The sequence below is a fragment of the Mesorhizobium sp. M0208 genome, assembly GCF_040322015.1.
In the GTDB taxonomy this organism is placed as follows: Bacteria; Pseudomonadota; Alphaproteobacteria; order Rhizobiales; family Rhizobiaceae; genus Mesorhizobium.
Genome location: NZ_JAMYSP010000011.1, coordinates 74,003 through 87,348, shown reverse-complemented (window position 1 = coordinate 87,348; position 13,346 = coordinate 74,003). Strand labels below are relative to the sequence as shown.

The window sequence follows — 13,346 nt, the reverse complement described above, 5'->3', positions numbered from 1 at the left end:
AGGGTTTCCCAAGGATCTATCCAAATGCCTGACGAGTATGATTTGCAGAGGTTCGTCAGCGCACAGGATCCGGTCTACGACGACGCGCTGGCCATTCTACGTCGAGGGATGATGTGCACTCCCTACATGGAGTTCATTTTCCCAAGGTTGGCCACAAGGCAAAGTGGTGCAGCGCCTGAGCCATATGCAATCACATCGCTCGACGAAGCCAGCGCCTATCTCTCATTTCCGATCCTCGGAGGCCGTTATCGGGAATGCGTTGGCACCCTGCAACGGCTCTCCGGCCTGAGCGCTCGCGCTGTCTTCGGTGAGGTTGATGCGAAGAAGTTGCACGCGTCCCTCACGCTGTTTTCCGAAGCAAGCAACGACGAGTTTCTGCTCGAGACAATCTTCGACGTCTGGTTCGACGGTTTGCTCGACGAGGAAACGATGAACGATCTCTACTTGATGTCGTAGTGGTCTGCTCGTGCCAGCGGCGTAAAGCCGTCGCGGCGCAGAGGTCACCATCCGCTGCCTTATCATGCGGTCCCATATCGAAACCGTGACCTGCGTCGAATATAGCGGGGCCGAAATGGTCGAACAGGATGAAGGGCCCGATCATGAGGCGATTCGAGGAGGGCAATGCGCGCCTTATCTTCAGTCCGTCCGCAAAATCACGGATAGCCGGCTGGATGAGTGTATCGATGCCTGTGATATCGCTTTGGCGGACGGTCATGGATCTCTGTCCTTCTGCATGCCTTGTCAGCCAGGTGCTCGAACGCGCTTGAACGGAGCGGCGCGAAAGACCGTCTGAATGGCTTTGAGGAGCGCGAATTTGGAGCTCGCGTGGTGCTGTCCGGCGATGCCGCTTTCATTAAAGGCCGACACCCTCATCGACAGGATCGCGGCAAGATCTTCGGCCATTTCGGGCCTGTCGTGCAGCAGCGGCGCAAAGCTTTCCTGGTCTATCTCGTAAACCGTGACGGGGGTCATTGCCCGCAAACTCGACATCTCGCCAATGCCGGCGAGCAGGCCGGTCTCGCCGAAGAAATCGCCAGGTGCAAGCCGGCCGATCTCCTTCAGTTGATCATCGTCCTCGCCAATTTGCCGGACGATGACTCCCGTCCGTACGATCATGAGCGACGGCAGCATCTCTCCCTGTCGTGCGATGATCTCGCCCTTATGGTAGATGCGAACCGAGGCCGCTTTGGCGAGCGACTCGTGCTCGGTACCCGTCAGTGCCGAGAATACCGGTATGAAATTGATGAGGTCGATCGGGGTGAAGCCTTGCGAGGCTGCCGTCTCGTGGCTCGGCCGGTTGGTCATGGCAATCGAAGCCGAAAGTGGCTGCGCCAGCAGCATGCCGGTCGACTTTGAATGGCGATAAATGAGATCGAAGATGTCGTTCCGAGCGGCACTTCGCTGGTCAATACTTGCGACGCGAAACGACAACTCGATCTCGATAGCTGCAGCATCCAGGCTTCTGATGGTAACCGAAGGCGAAGGGTCCTGGAGGATTGAATTGCAGCTCAGCAAGACAGTGCGCATGAGATCTACGATGATCGCCGGCGTCTTCGTTGGCGCCACCTTGACGGTGACGGCAAGTCCATGGCTCTCGTCCGGACCGCTTAAATTTGTTACCCCGATCTTGGCGAGAAGGCTGTTTGGCAGCGCGACGACATTGTGGGTCGGGGTAAGGAGTTGAGTCGACCGCCAGTTGGTCTCGACAACGCGGCCTTCGGTTCCGTCGCCCAGAATGATCCAGTTTCCAAGCACGTAAGGGCGGCCGAGGTTAAGCGCGATCCCCGAGAATACGTCGCCAAGCGTATTCTGGAGCGCCAGTCCCAGCATAACGGCAAACACGCCCGACGTGGCAATGAGCGTTCCGACCGGCACTGCAAAGACGAACGCCAGGATCGACAGGAACATTCCAGCATAGACGATGCCGACCACGACGTCCTGCAGGAGACGTGCCTCGCGCGGCTTTCGCTCAAAGACGAGATAGATACGGACAAATCCGATCAGCGCCCAGGCAAGGTGAACCCACCAGAGCAGCTTGACCGAGCCGATGAGGATCGCTCCTCCGGTTGTCTCGTTGTCCCCTGCGGCCTCGTACGGCACGACGCGCAGGTGGAGAACCATGGCCGACATCGCGACGAAAAAGGCGAGTTGGACGACCAGCTTCGCATTGGCGAAGCGTCTGGGGATGAGAGACCAAACGACGATCCCGGCGAGGCCGAGCAACACGATGTAGACCAGAGGAGAGTTCCACCAGTTCATGAACGATCACCGCAATGCCCAGTTCAATGTTTGGTCTCCGGCCCGGCGATCGGGCCTCTGCCCCTGGCCTTGTCTTTTTCGAGCACTGCTTCGGTGATCGAATTCGGCAGCCGTCGCGGCTTTTCGATGAGCCCGAGCACCGGCATGGCGATGAGGAAGAACGCGAAATAGTAAAGCGTCGCCAGTTGGGACATCACGACGTATGCGCCTTCCGCCGGCCGGGAGCCGAGCCAGCCGAGAAAGAGGGCATTGGCAACGAACAGCCAGAAGAGCACCCTGTACCAGGGGCGATAGACTGCCGAGCGCACCTTCGAGGTGTCGAGCCACGGCACCAGGAACAGCACCGCGATCGAGCCGAACATCGCGAGCACGCCGCCGAGCTTGGAATCGATCGGCCCGATATTGAACGTGATGGCCCGCAGGATCGCGTAGAACGGCAGGAAGTACCATTCCGGCACGATGTGGGCCGGCGTCTTCAGCGGATTGGCGATGCTATTGTTGTCGGGATGCCCGAGATAGTTCGGCAAGTAGAAGACGAAGTAGGCGAAGAAGAACAGGAACACGAGGATGCCGAAGGCATCTTTGACGGTCGCATAGGGCGTGAAGTCCACGACATCGGTTTTCGATTTGACCTCGATGCCGGTCGGATTGTTCTGGCCGACGACGTGAAGCGCCCAGATATGCAAGGTCACCACGCCCGCAAGCACAAATGGCAGCAGGTAATGCAGCGCAAAGAAGCGGTTCAGCGTCGGATTGTCGACCGCGAAGCCGCCGAGCAAAAGCTGCTGGAGCCAGTCGCCAACCAGCGGAATGGCCGTGAAGAAGTTGGTGATGACAGTAGCGCCCCAGAACGACATCTGTCCCCAAGGCAGCACGTAGCCCATGAAGGCCGTCGCCATCATCAGCAGGAGGTTGGTGCAACCGAGCACCCACAGCAGTTCACGCGGCGCCTTGTACGAACCATAGTAGAGCGCGCGGCAGATATGGATGTAGACGGCAATGAAGAAGAACGACGCGCCGTTGGAATGGAGATAGCGCAGCAGCCAGCCCGAATTCACGTCGCGCATGATTTTCTCGACCGAATTGAAGGCCAGCCCCGTATCAGGAGCGTAATGCATCGCCAGCACGATGCCGGTCAGGATCTGTGAAACCAACATGATCGTGAGGATGCCGCCGAACGTATAAGCGTAGTTCAGGTTGCGCGGGACGGGATAGACGATGAAGCTGTCATAGACCAGCCGCGGCAGCGGCAGGCGGGCGTCGAGCCAACGTTCGATTCTGGTTTTGGGCGTATAGGTCGAGTATTTGTCGCCGCTCATCGAAAGCCCCCTGCCTCAGCCGATACGGATCTTGGTGTCGGAAACGAACTGGAACACCGGTACCGCCATGTTCTCTGGTGCCGGCCCCTTCCGGATGCGGCCGGCGGTGTCGTATTGCGAACCGTGGCAGGGGCAGAACCAGCCGTCGAAATCGCCTTCCTGACCATGCGGGATGCAGCCGAGATGGGTGCAGACCTGGATCATCACTACCCAGGCTTCCTTGCCCGGCACAGTTCGGTTGGCGTCGGTTGCCGGCGCATCGGCCGGCAGGTTGGCATTGCGGGCGATTGGATCCTTGAGCTCGGGGAGACTGACCGCCTCGGCGTCTTTCCTCTCTTTTTCGGATCGGTTGCGTACGACCACCGGCTTGCCATGCCAGTCGACGATCAGCGACGTTCCCGGCGTCAGCGATGAGACGTCGACCTCGATCGCGGCGGGCGCTTCGACGCGCAATGTGTGCTCGGCTGTGGAGGTTTCGGAAAGGTGGGCCATGGTGGCGACTCCTATTGCTGGAAGCTGCGTCATCGCGTTGGTGGCAATCGAGCAAAAGCAGGCCACGGCTTTCGCCTTTCCAGTCTGCTCATATCGCCCGAAATATGCCGGCCGTGGCCGGGTGTGAGCCATCGTGCCAACGGCGCGCGCGTCCAATACTTTCGTTTAGGATTTCCTGAGCGAAGGACTGGCCGGGCTGGCGATGATGCCATCATGGAAGGTTCTGGATTCCTCCCAATAACCGTTGGCCACTGAGCTGGGATATGCCCCGGCATTGCGCACGGCGATCCCAAACTTCAGCCCGACCATACCTCGGCATAGGCATGTCTAGCTGTCGGTGTCGTAGTCGTCGTCCCCGCCAAGTGCGAGTTCTTGGAGCGGTTGTCTCGCGTGGCAGGTTTTCCGCCCGACGACGACCAGCGCGATTCAATCGGGTTCAGAAAAGGGAAAAGCGGTGAAACTCTACTACAGCCCTCTCGCGTGCAGCCTGGCCGACCACATCGCGCTGGAGGAGGCTGGTGCATCCTTCGAGCGCGAAACCGTCAATCTCAAAACCAAGCGGACGGCCTCCGGGGACGATTTCACCACCGTGACGCGCAAGGGGTATGTTCCAGCCCTCGTGCTGGATAGCGGCGAAACGCTGACGGAAAACATCGCCGTCCTCGATTGGCTCGCGTCACGATACCCGGCACTGGGAGTGGAAGGGCCTTTGGGCCGTACGCGCGTTCTCGAAGCGCTGACCTATGTCTCGACTGAAATACACCGAAGCTTCAAGCCGATGTGGCACCAAAGCAGCGATGCTGAAAAGGCCAAGGCGAGCGCGACGATTACGAGCCAACTCGAGTTCTTCGCAGACGGGCTCAAGACCGACTATCTGTTCGGCGACAAACCCAGCGTCGCGGATTTTTATCTTTTCGTGATGCTGCTTTGGGCGGCCCGCTTCCACGTCCCTGTTCCCGCGCCTTTGCAAGCGCTCCGCGCCCGAATGGCTGCCCGACCGGCTGTGCGCGTCGCAATGAATCGTGAGGGCCTCGTCTAAAGCCGAGGGTGGCCGCGAGCATAAGATCAGACGCAACATATCCTCTCTCCCCAACAGAAGATCAGGAGTCATTCTCATGCTGCCGTTTCTGCGGATGCTACATCCTGCCGCTTCCAAGCGTGGGGACGGCCTACATCTCGAATTTCTCCGAAGGGAAATCGAGGAAACGCTGGACCTTACTGACATTCTGTCAGAGCTCGCCGCACTGCCCCCTGACCGAGTGGTTACAATACTGGATTCGCCGCAGTCACCATCGAAACAAGCGCAATATTTCCTGTCGGCCGATGCGGGCGGTCTAGTCGTTCCCGCTTGTTGGTCGTCATAGAGGCTTCATCATGAATGCGAGTAAGGCCCCGACACGGTTGATCATCGACGCCGGCGCATTGTCGGTGCGACAGCAATGACGTTCGCCGCCACCGAACTCGGCCTGAGCGCGCCGGCGGCCTGGATAACCCGGATCACGTCAGTATCGTCATACACAATTACCGTTGGAGGCTCGGCCTGGTACATGGCGAGCCGGAATATGACGTTCTGGAAAACCGGCTGGCCGAAGCTCCCGTGATCACAGTGCCGGCCGTTACCCTTGAGGGTGATGCCAATGGCGCACCCCATCCCGACAGCAGTTCCTACGCCAAGAAATTCTCGGGCAGATACACGCACCGGATCATCACCGGCGGTATCGGCCACAACTTGCCTCAAGAAGTCCCGCAAGCCTTTGCCCAGGCTGTCATCGACGTTGGCGAATACTGATCAGGCAAGCTGAGCGAGCTGCTGATGCCTGCGCTGGACGGGCGGCGAGGACATGATGGTTGCGCGTTGAAGATCGAGGCGCGGCCCTGGTCCACATCGACATTGCGCTTGACTCGTCCATATTATCGGTAATAAATCATACATATTGCCCTCAAAAAACGGCAGGTCTGGGAGGACCGATGAAAATCACGGCCATCAAGGCGCGCGTCTGCAACGCGGAAATGCGCAACTGGGTCTTCGTTCGGGTCGAAACCGACGAGCCCGGGCTGTTTGGCTGGGGTGAGGCGACGCTGGAATGGAAGACCCGAGCCGTCGTTGGGGCGCTTCAGGATCTTGAGGCCCTGCTCGTCGGGCAAGATCCGCGCAACGTGGAGCAGTGCTACCAGATACTTACGCGCCACGGCTTTTGGCGTCTTGGCGTCGAGGGAATGTCTGCCGTCAGCGGCATCGAGATCGCGCTCTGGGACATCCTGGGCAAGTCATTGGGCGTCCCCGTCTGGCGCCTTTTGGGCGGTCAGGTCCGCGACTATCTGCGCACCTACACGCATCTCGGCCTCGGGGACATGAAGGCGGTCTATGAGACCGGATCCGCGGATGTGATTGTGGAACGCGGACGCATCGTGACGCAAGCAGGCTATGACGCGGTCAAAGTCGTCTGCGTTCCCTACACCCACTACGTATCGCCCGCCAAGGCAGTCGACTCCGTTGCCAATATGGTTGGCTCACTTCGCGAGGCGGTAGGCCCGGATATCGAGATCATGGTCGATTTCCACGGACGCCCTGCATCGGTTAACGCGGCGATGGACTACCTCAAGGCAATCGAGCCGGCCCGCATCATGTTCGCGGAAGAGCCCGTTCCACCCGAAGATGTTGCCGGACTGGCGCATATCACGGCGCGATCAGCCGTGCCGATCGCCTCCGGCGAGCGGCTGATCGGACGTCGCGAATTTACGCACTCGATCGCAGCCCGCGCCTTCAACATTGCCCAGCCTGATATTTGCCACACTGGCGGTCTGCTCGAGACGAAGAAGATCGCGGCCATGGCGGAAACCGCAGGCATCGGCCTTGCGCCGCACAACCCGCTTGGTCCGATCGCCGGTGTGGCTGCTCTTCATTTCGGCATATCGACGCCGAACGTTGTCATTCAGGAGGAGATGTCCGGTGCCGTCGCCTGGTACGACGACGTCGTCACCTGGCCAATTCAGCGTAAACCAGGCCGCTGGGATCTGCCCGAACTGCCGGGCCTTGGCGTCACCGTCAATGAGGACGTGATCGCGCGCCACCCCTTCAAGCAGGAAGTGCTGCATGCCCGTAATGCCGTCATGCCGGACGGCACCGTGGTCGACTGGTGAATGCGATGGCAGGCCGGCTGCAAGGAAAGATCGCAATCGTCACGGGAGCGGGCCAGGGCATTGGTGCCGCCACCGCCCGCGCCTTCGCGATGCATGGGGCAAAGACCGTTATTGCCGAACTGAATGCGGCAAGCGGGAAAGCGATCGCCGACGAACTGCTGGCACAAGGCGCGGACGCTCTGTTCGTCGAGACTGACGTCACCGACGCATCCGCGGTCGCGAACATGGTCGCGCGGACGATCACGGCCTATGGCGGCGTCGACATTCTGGTCAACAATGCCGGTGCCAACGTCTTCTACGAACCATTGATGATGCCGGATGAGGAATGGGAGCGCTGCCTTAAGCTCGACCTCCAGGCCGCGTGGTTCTGCGCCAAGGCGGTTTTGCCGACGATGCTGGCGAAGGGCTCGGGGTCCATCGTCAACATAGCGAGCTGTCACGCCTTCCAGATCATTCCCCATACGTTCCCGTACCCGGTCGCCAAGCATGCACTTTTGGGCCTGACCCGTTCGCTGGCCATTGAATACGCCGCACGCGGTATCCGGGTGAACGCGATCGCGCCCGGCTATATCGAGACGCCGATCGCGGAGGCCTACTGGAACACGTTCCCGAACCCCGCCGAGGAGAAGCGGCGAGCCTACGACCTCCATCCGCCCAAGCGCATCGGCCGGCCGGACGAGGTTGCAATGACGGCGGTTTTCCTCGCTTCGGACGAAGCGCCGTTCATAAGTGCCGAGACGATCACCATCGATGGTGGGCGCTCGGTTCTCTACCACGACTAGCAATCACCAAAGAGCTCTCAGGGAGGATCTTCATGAAAACCACAACAAAGGCTTTGGCGACATTTGCGGTACTGGCTGCCGGACTGATGAGTGGCGCAGCAAGCGCAGACGAAATCAAGATCGGCTACATCAACAAGATGGGTGACCATCCATGGTTTGTCGCCGAAGTCGGTGGCGCCAGGAAAGCGGCTGAGGCGGCAGGGGCCGCGTTCGTGTCGCAGGACGTCCAGTTCGACGCCAATTTGACGATCACGACCTTCGATACGATGGTCGGCGATGGTGTGAAAGGCATCGCCATCGTCGTCCCCGACAAGGCGCTGGGACCAGTCATCGCGGAGAAAGCAAAGGCCGCTAAAATTCCCTTGGTGGCGGTCGACGACGATATCTACTACCAGGATGGCACCCAGGTCCCCTATGTCGGCATGAATGCCTACAACATCGGTGCGCGGGTGGGCGAAGAGCTCGCCAAGCTCTACAAGGCCGACGGCTGGGCGGGCAAAGAGGTGCGTATCGCCTCGATCGAGGATCGCAAGGCGGATACCTGCATGCAGCGCAACAAGGGCGCGGAAGAAGCGTTCCTGAAGGCGGTGCCCGATTTCAAGCCTGGGAATATCGTGCGCGTTCCCTACGACAACACGATGGTCAACGCCATCGACGTGATGACCACCACATTGACGGCCAATCCCAGCGTCACGAACTGGATATTCTACTCATGCAACGATGATGGCGTGCTGGGTGGTGCGCGAGCACTGGAGAATGCCGGCTATAGCGCAGACCAGGGCATGGGGATAGGCATCGACGGGAGCCGCGCCTGCGACGCCTTCGGATCAGGAAAGCCCTCGGCATTCCGTGGCACGATGTGGCTCAATTCGGAAAATCACGGCGCGCTTGCGGTGAAGATTCTCTTGGCCTCGATCAAGGATGGAACGAAGCTTCCCGTTCAATCCTTCACCGACCCGGAATACATCACCGCCGACAATTTTGCGTCGGACTACAAAGCCAAGCTCTGCCACTGAACCGGCTATGCGTCATGCGCCGTAGGGCGCATGACGCTTTTTGGGCCGGCAGGTTGTCAGCGCACACACGATCCTCGGGAGTGAGCTTTGATGCAATCGGATTTCTTCTCGCTCGATAGGATATCGAAACGCTTCGGCGTCGTGCAGGCGCTCGACAACGTCTCGATTGCCTTTCGGCCGGGAGAGGTGCTCGCCCTGGTTGGCGAGAATGGGGCCGGCAAATCGACGATGATGCGAATTCTCGAGGGCGTGTTCGCACCGGACACCGGCACTGTGCTGCACAGTTCCACACCGATCGTTTTCAGCGAACCGCGCGACAGCCACAGAGCCGGAATACGCGTCATCCATCAGGAGCCGGAGATCGTTCCGAACCTGACCGTGGCCGAGAACATTTTCGTTGGGGAACTGCCGCGGCTGGCGGGCGTCCTGCTCGACTGGCACAGGCTGGAGGAGCAGACCGATAAGGTGCTTGCGACCTTCGGCATGCAACAGGATATGCGGCCGCGGCAACTCTGCAGCACGCTCGGTCCGGCGCAGCGTCAGATGATCGAAATCATGCGCGCAATACGTGCCGGCGGCCAGTTGATCGCATTCGACGAGCCGACCTCGTCACTGACCGACGACGAAGCGCGCCGTCTGTTTTCAGTAATCCGCCGGCTGCGCGAAGAGGGCACTTCGATCGTCTACATCTCTCACCGGCTGAACGAGATCATCGACCTAGCAGACCGCATTGTCGTTTTACGGGACGGCCGGCTGGTCGACGAATCCCCCGCTGCCGGTGCCAGCGAGCAGACCATAGCCAAGCTCATGGTGGGCCGCGACATCGCCGATCTGTTTACGCGCGAGACGTGGCAATCGGGGCAACCGTTGCTGGAGGTGACGGGCCTGACCACCGACCACGTCACCGATGTGAGCCTCAAGGTCCGCCGCGGGGAGGTGCTCGGCATCGCCGGCCTTATGGGGGCGGGCCGATCCGAACTGGCGAAGGCGATCGTCGGCTATGATCGGCGCCTCGGCGGAACCATAACGATGAATGGCGTGCCCGTTGGCTCTAACAGCCCGCATGCAGCGATCGTGGCGGGCATCGGCTTCGCCCCGGAAGACCGCAAGCACGAAGCCCTGCTGCTGTTCCGCAGCATTCTTGACAACGCTTCGCTTTGCGTGCCCGACAGGACATCGACCTTCGGCTTCTTCAACCGGCGCAAGGCGCTGGAGATTGTCTCACCGCTCGCAGCAAAGATGTCGATCAAGGCGCCTAACCTCGACGAACAGGTTTCGAAACTGTCGGGCGGCAATCAACAGAAGGTCGTTCTCGCGCGCTGGCTTGCGCGGCAGCCGATGCTTCTCCTCCTCGACGAACCGACCCGCGGCATCGACATCGGCGCCAAGGCGGAAATCTATCGCCTGGTCGATGAACTCGCCGCCAGCGGCATCGGCATAATCCTGATTTCCTCGGAAATGCCGGAACTGATCGGGCTCGCCGACAGGGTGCTCGTCATGGCTGGAGGCCGGATCACCGCCGAACTTTCCCGCCCCGACATCGACGAGGCCACGATCCTGAAACACGCAATGCCGCAATCTGTGCCATCGCTCGGAGGACAAATTCAGTGAATAGCCTTGAACTCAGGACAGCAACAGCACAAACCGACAAAAGGCGCGCGTCCTTACGCATCGCGGAGCGCATCGGCATTCACAACATAAGCCTTCTGGTTGCTCTCGCCATCCTCGTGCTCATTTTCGGCATCCTGAGAGGCGACGTGTTCTTCTCCAGCCGAAACCTGCTGAACATCGGTCTAGGTATTACCATCCTGGGCGTTCTGGCGATGAGCCAGACCGTGGTTATTGTCGCCGGAGGGCTCGATATCGCTGTCGGCGCAATTGTCGGTCTGACCACAGTATCGACCGCAATGGCCATCCAGGCCACCGGATCACCCGCGGTGGGCATTGTTGCCGGCCTGGTCCTGGGCGGTCTTGCCGGTCTCGTGAACGGCATCATCATCACCTATGGGCGGGTCAACGCAGTCATCGCGACTCTCGGTACGATGGCGATCTTCCGCGGCATCGCATTCATCATGTCCGATGGACAATCGATCGCGATCTTCAGCGACACATTCCGCTTCATCGGGATCGGAAAAATCCTCGGCTTGCCTCTGCTGATCTGGATTCTTTTGCTGACCGCGATCGTGTTCCATCTCTTCCTTGCCCGCTCGATCGTTGGGCGTAACATCTATGCCCTGGGCGGCAATCCCGTTGTCGCGCGCTTCTCCGGCATCAACATCAACCGCTACCGCGTCGGCATCTACATCATGAGTGGAGTGACGGCCGGATTGGCCGGGATTCTGTTGGCTGCCCGTACCGGCTCGGGGCAGCCCGTATCCGGATCCCAAGGTCTGGAACTCGAGGCCATCACAGCGGCCGTGCTGGGTGGCTGCGCCTTGCAGGGCGGGAAGGGTACGATCATCGGCGCGCTGCTGGGCGTCGCCATCATTGGCGTCCTCAACAACGGGATGATACTGACGTCCGTGCCAACCTTCTATCAGTTGCTTGCCAAGGGCTCGCTGCTGATACTTGCTGTGGTAATTGCCGAGTACCACTTGAACAGGACATGACGATGGACGCGGCGATCGCTTCGACTGGCCAGGGCAAGCAGGACATTCCTGCCGCGGATGGCACCACGTCATCGCTCAAGGATCGCATCGCACGCGATCTAGGACAGCGCATCCTCGCCGGTTCCTACGCGCAGCATTCCGTGCTGCCAACGGAAGCCGAACTTTGCGTCATCTACGGGGCGAGCCGCACTGCACTTCGCGATGCTCTTCTGACGCTTTCGGCGAAAGGACTGATCGAGGCACGCAAGCGGGCCGGGACGCGTGTGCGCGCGTCGAGCGAATGGAACAGGCTGGATGCACAGGTTCTGGAATGGATGCGCGATATCGAGCCCGACCTCGATTTCGTCCGCGGATTGATCGAGGCGCGACTGGTCATTGAACCCGCTGCCGCCCAACTTGCGGCCAAGATGGCGACGTCAGGCGATCTCGCAGTCATCGAAGCGGCCTATGAAGCCATGCGCATTGCTCCGCAGGACGATCTCGCTGCGTGTCTCGATGCCGACGTCAGGTTTCATACCGCCATTCTTCGTGCCAGCCGCAACCCGGTGTTCGCCAATCTCGGCAATATGCTCGCGGCCGCTCTCAGCTTCTCCTTCCGCTTGACCACATCGGCCACCGCCAATTACCAGCAGACGCTCAGCGCGCATGGCGACGTGCTGGAGGCAATTAGGATGCGCAGGGCCGACGACGCTCACGATCAGATGAAGGCGCTCATCGGGATCGCGTCGAACGACCTTCTTGCAGTGGCTCGCAAAGGCCGCCGTCAACAGCCGATCGCCGCTGCCAAGGCCGACACCGTCCGAAACTGATGGTCCGGACGATCAAGATCAGAAGCGGAGACCTGTCCGCTGAAATTGTCCCATCGCTTGGGGCAGGCCTTGCGAGACTGGACTATGGGCGCGTGCCGCTCTTCCGGCCATGGCCGGATGGCGGGAGCAGCAACCCGTTCGACCTTGCCTGCAACCTGCTTTTGCCGTGGTCGAATCGCATCTCGGGCGGCGGGTTCACATTCGACTCCAAATTCCACGAACTGCCTGCCAATGTTGCAGGCGAGCCATTTCCCATCCACGGCAACGGATTTTCCAGCGAGTGGGACGTCGACAGCGCAGCGCAGGACAACGCGAAGCTGTCCCTCATCAGCAACGGGCCCGGCCCATACCGATATCGCGCCGAGGTGAGCTACGCGCTGGCCGGACAGGGGCTCGAGTTGAAGCTTCGCATCGTCAATCAGGCATCGATCAGATTGCCGTTCGGGCTTGGCATCCATCCGTGGTTCCCGAGAACGGCACGAACCGCGCTTCATGCGCTGGCCTCGCAGGTTTGTCTCGAACTGCCCAGCCATCTCCCCGAACGATTTGTGGATGTCAAAACCCATGCCGATTGGGATTTCGGCGCCCCAGTCGTATTGCCGAGTGGATGGATAAACAATCTGTTTGCCGGTTGGAGCGGCGTCGCCACCATATCGTGGCCGGAGCACAGTTGCAGCCTGCGGATTGAAGCTTCATCGCCCTTGAATTTCTACCTGGTCTATTCGCTATCGGACGAGAGCGACTTCTTCTGTTTTGAACCGGTCAGTCATGCTGTCGATGCCCACAATCGTGGTTCGATCGACAAATGGAATGGACTGTCGGTGCTTGCGCCTGGCGAGGGCCTGGTAGCCCGTTGCAGCTTTGCCGTCACTTAGGCGGACCTCAGCTGCGCCCTCGAATTGGCGGATCTCGGCCAGGG

Annotated in this window: 12 protein-coding genes and 1 pseudogene; 10 read left to right on the top strand and 3 right to left on the bottom strand. The window is 60.1% G+C overall.

Annotation, left to right across the window (positions count from 1 at the left end; all coding sequences use genetic code 11):
* Positions 1–24 precede the first annotated feature (24 nt).
* Positions 25–456, top strand: coding sequence for a DUF1810 domain-containing protein (locus NKJ17_RS13765; protein WP_352688866.1), 432 nt, complete (start codon positions 25–27; stop codon positions 454–456).
* A gap of 285 nt (positions 457–741) precedes the next feature.
* On the opposite strand, the gene NKJ17_RS13760 is transcribed toward NKJ17_RS13765, so the two are convergent.
* The 3 genes from NKJ17_RS13760 to petA are packed head-to-tail and all read right to left on the bottom strand — an operon-like array spanning position 742 to position 4,103.
* Complete coding sequence (locus tag NKJ17_RS13760) at positions 742–2,259, bottom strand: mechanosensitive ion channel family protein (RefSeq protein WP_352688863.1); 1,518 nt, start codon at positions 2,257–2,259, stop codon at positions 742–744.
* Positions 2,260–2,282: 23 nt separating this feature from the next.
* Positions 2,283–3,578 carry a cytochrome b gene (locus NKJ17_RS13755; protein WP_352688860.1) on the bottom strand — a complete coding sequence of 432 codons (1,296 nt, stop codon included), beginning with the start codon at positions 3,576–3,578 and terminating at the stop codon, positions 2,283–2,285.
* Between the two features lie 15 nt (positions 3,579–3,593).
* Positions 3,594–4,103 carry a ubiquinol-cytochrome c reductase iron-sulfur subunit gene (gene petA / locus NKJ17_RS13750; protein ID WP_352689007.1) on the bottom strand — a complete coding sequence of 170 codons (510 nt, stop codon included), beginning with the start codon at positions 4,101–4,103 and terminating at the stop codon, positions 3,594–3,596.
* Between the two features lie 421 nt (positions 4,104–4,524).
* On the opposite strand from petA, the gene NKJ17_RS13745 reads away from it, so the two are divergent.
* The 9 genes and pseudogenes from NKJ17_RS13745 to NKJ17_RS13705 all read left to right on the top strand — a co-directional run bounded on the left by NKJ17_RS13745 (position 4,525) and on the right by NKJ17_RS13705 (position 13,302).
* On the top strand, positions 4,525–5,109 hold the full coding sequence (locus NKJ17_RS13745; RefSeq protein WP_352688857.1) for a glutathione binding-like protein: 585 nt from the start codon (positions 4,525–4,527) through the stop codon (positions 5,107–5,109).
* 435 nt (positions 5,110–5,544) lie between these two features.
* Positions 5,545–5,859 (top strand): annotated as a pseudogene (locus NKJ17_RS13740) (alpha/beta hydrolase); the annotation flags it as partial.
* A gap of 179 nt (positions 5,860–6,038) precedes the next feature.
* Entirely contained in the window at positions 6,039–7,211 is a 1,173-nt protein-coding gene (dgoD, locus tag NKJ17_RS13735; RefSeq protein ID WP_352688854.1) for a galactonate dehydratase, read from the top strand.
* 5 nt (positions 7,212–7,216) lie between these two features.
* Positions 7,217–7,993, top strand: coding sequence for an SDR family oxidoreductase (locus NKJ17_RS13730; protein WP_352688851.1), 777 nt, complete (start codon positions 7,217–7,219; stop codon positions 7,991–7,993).
* A gap of 32 nt (positions 7,994–8,025) precedes the next feature.
* Positions 8,026–9,009, top strand: a complete 984-nt coding sequence (locus NKJ17_RS13725) for a substrate-binding domain-containing protein (protein WP_352688848.1) — start codon at positions 8,026–8,028, stop codon at positions 9,007–9,009.
* Positions 9,010–9,099: 90 nt separating this feature from the next.
* Positions 9,100–10,620 (top strand): sugar ABC transporter ATP-binding protein, encoded by a 1,521-nt coding sequence (locus NKJ17_RS13720; RefSeq protein WP_352688845.1) that lies wholly within the window; start codon positions 9,100–9,102, stop codon positions 10,618–10,620.
* Entirely contained in the window at positions 10,617–11,618 is a 1,002-nt protein-coding gene (locus NKJ17_RS13715; RefSeq protein WP_352688843.1) for an ABC transporter permease, read from the top strand. Before NKJ17_RS13720 ends, NKJ17_RS13715 begins: the two co-directional genes overlap by 4 nt.
* A gap of 2 nt (positions 11,619–11,620) precedes the next feature.
* Positions 11,621–12,427 carry a FadR/GntR family transcriptional regulator gene (locus NKJ17_RS13710; RefSeq protein ID WP_352688840.1) on the top strand — a complete coding sequence of 269 codons (807 nt, stop codon included), beginning with the start codon at positions 11,621–11,623 and terminating at the stop codon, positions 12,425–12,427.
* Positions 12,427–13,302, top strand: a complete 876-nt coding sequence (locus NKJ17_RS13705) for an aldose 1-epimerase (protein WP_352688837.1) — start codon at positions 12,427–12,429, stop codon at positions 13,300–13,302. Before NKJ17_RS13710 ends, NKJ17_RS13705 begins: the two co-directional genes overlap by 1 nt.
* Positions 13,303–13,346 lie beyond the last annotated feature (44 nt).

Excerpts from the sequence above, each read along its gene's own strand:
- NKJ17_RS13765 (WP_352688866.1), top strand. The coding sequence starts at position 25 with ATGCCTGACGAGTATGATTTGCAGAGGTTCGTCAGCGCACAGGATCCG.
- NKJ17_RS13760 (WP_352688863.1), bottom strand. The coding sequence starts at position 2,259 with ATGAACTGGTGGAACTCTCCTCTGGTCTACATCGTGTTGCTCGGCCTC.
- NKJ17_RS13755 (WP_352688860.1), bottom strand. The coding sequence starts at position 3,578 with ATGAGCGGCGACAAATACTCGACCTATACGCCCAAAACCAGAATCGAA.
- petA (WP_352689007.1), bottom strand. The coding sequence starts at position 4,103 with ATGACGCAGCTTCCAGCAATAGGAGTCGCCACCATGGCCCACCTTTCC.
- dgoD (WP_352688854.1), top strand. The coding sequence starts at position 6,039 with ATGAAAATCACGGCCATCAAGGCGCGCGTCTGCAACGCGGAAATGCGC.
- NKJ17_RS13730 (WP_352688851.1), top strand. The coding sequence starts at position 7,217 with ATGGCAGGCCGGCTGCAAGGAAAGATCGCAATCGTCACGGGAGCGGGC.
- NKJ17_RS13725 (WP_352688848.1), top strand. The coding sequence starts at position 8,026 with ATGAAAACCACAACAAAGGCTTTGGCGACATTTGCGGTACTGGCTGCC.
- NKJ17_RS13720 (WP_352688845.1), top strand. The coding sequence starts at position 9,100 with ATGCAATCGGATTTCTTCTCGCTCGATAGGATATCGAAACGCTTCGGC.
- NKJ17_RS13710 (WP_352688840.1), top strand. The coding sequence starts at position 11,621 with ATGGACGCGGCGATCGCTTCGACTGGCCAGGGCAAGCAGGACATTCCT.
- NKJ17_RS13705 (WP_352688837.1), top strand. The coding sequence starts at position 12,427 with ATGGTCCGGACGATCAAGATCAGAAGCGGAGACCTGTCCGCTGAAATT.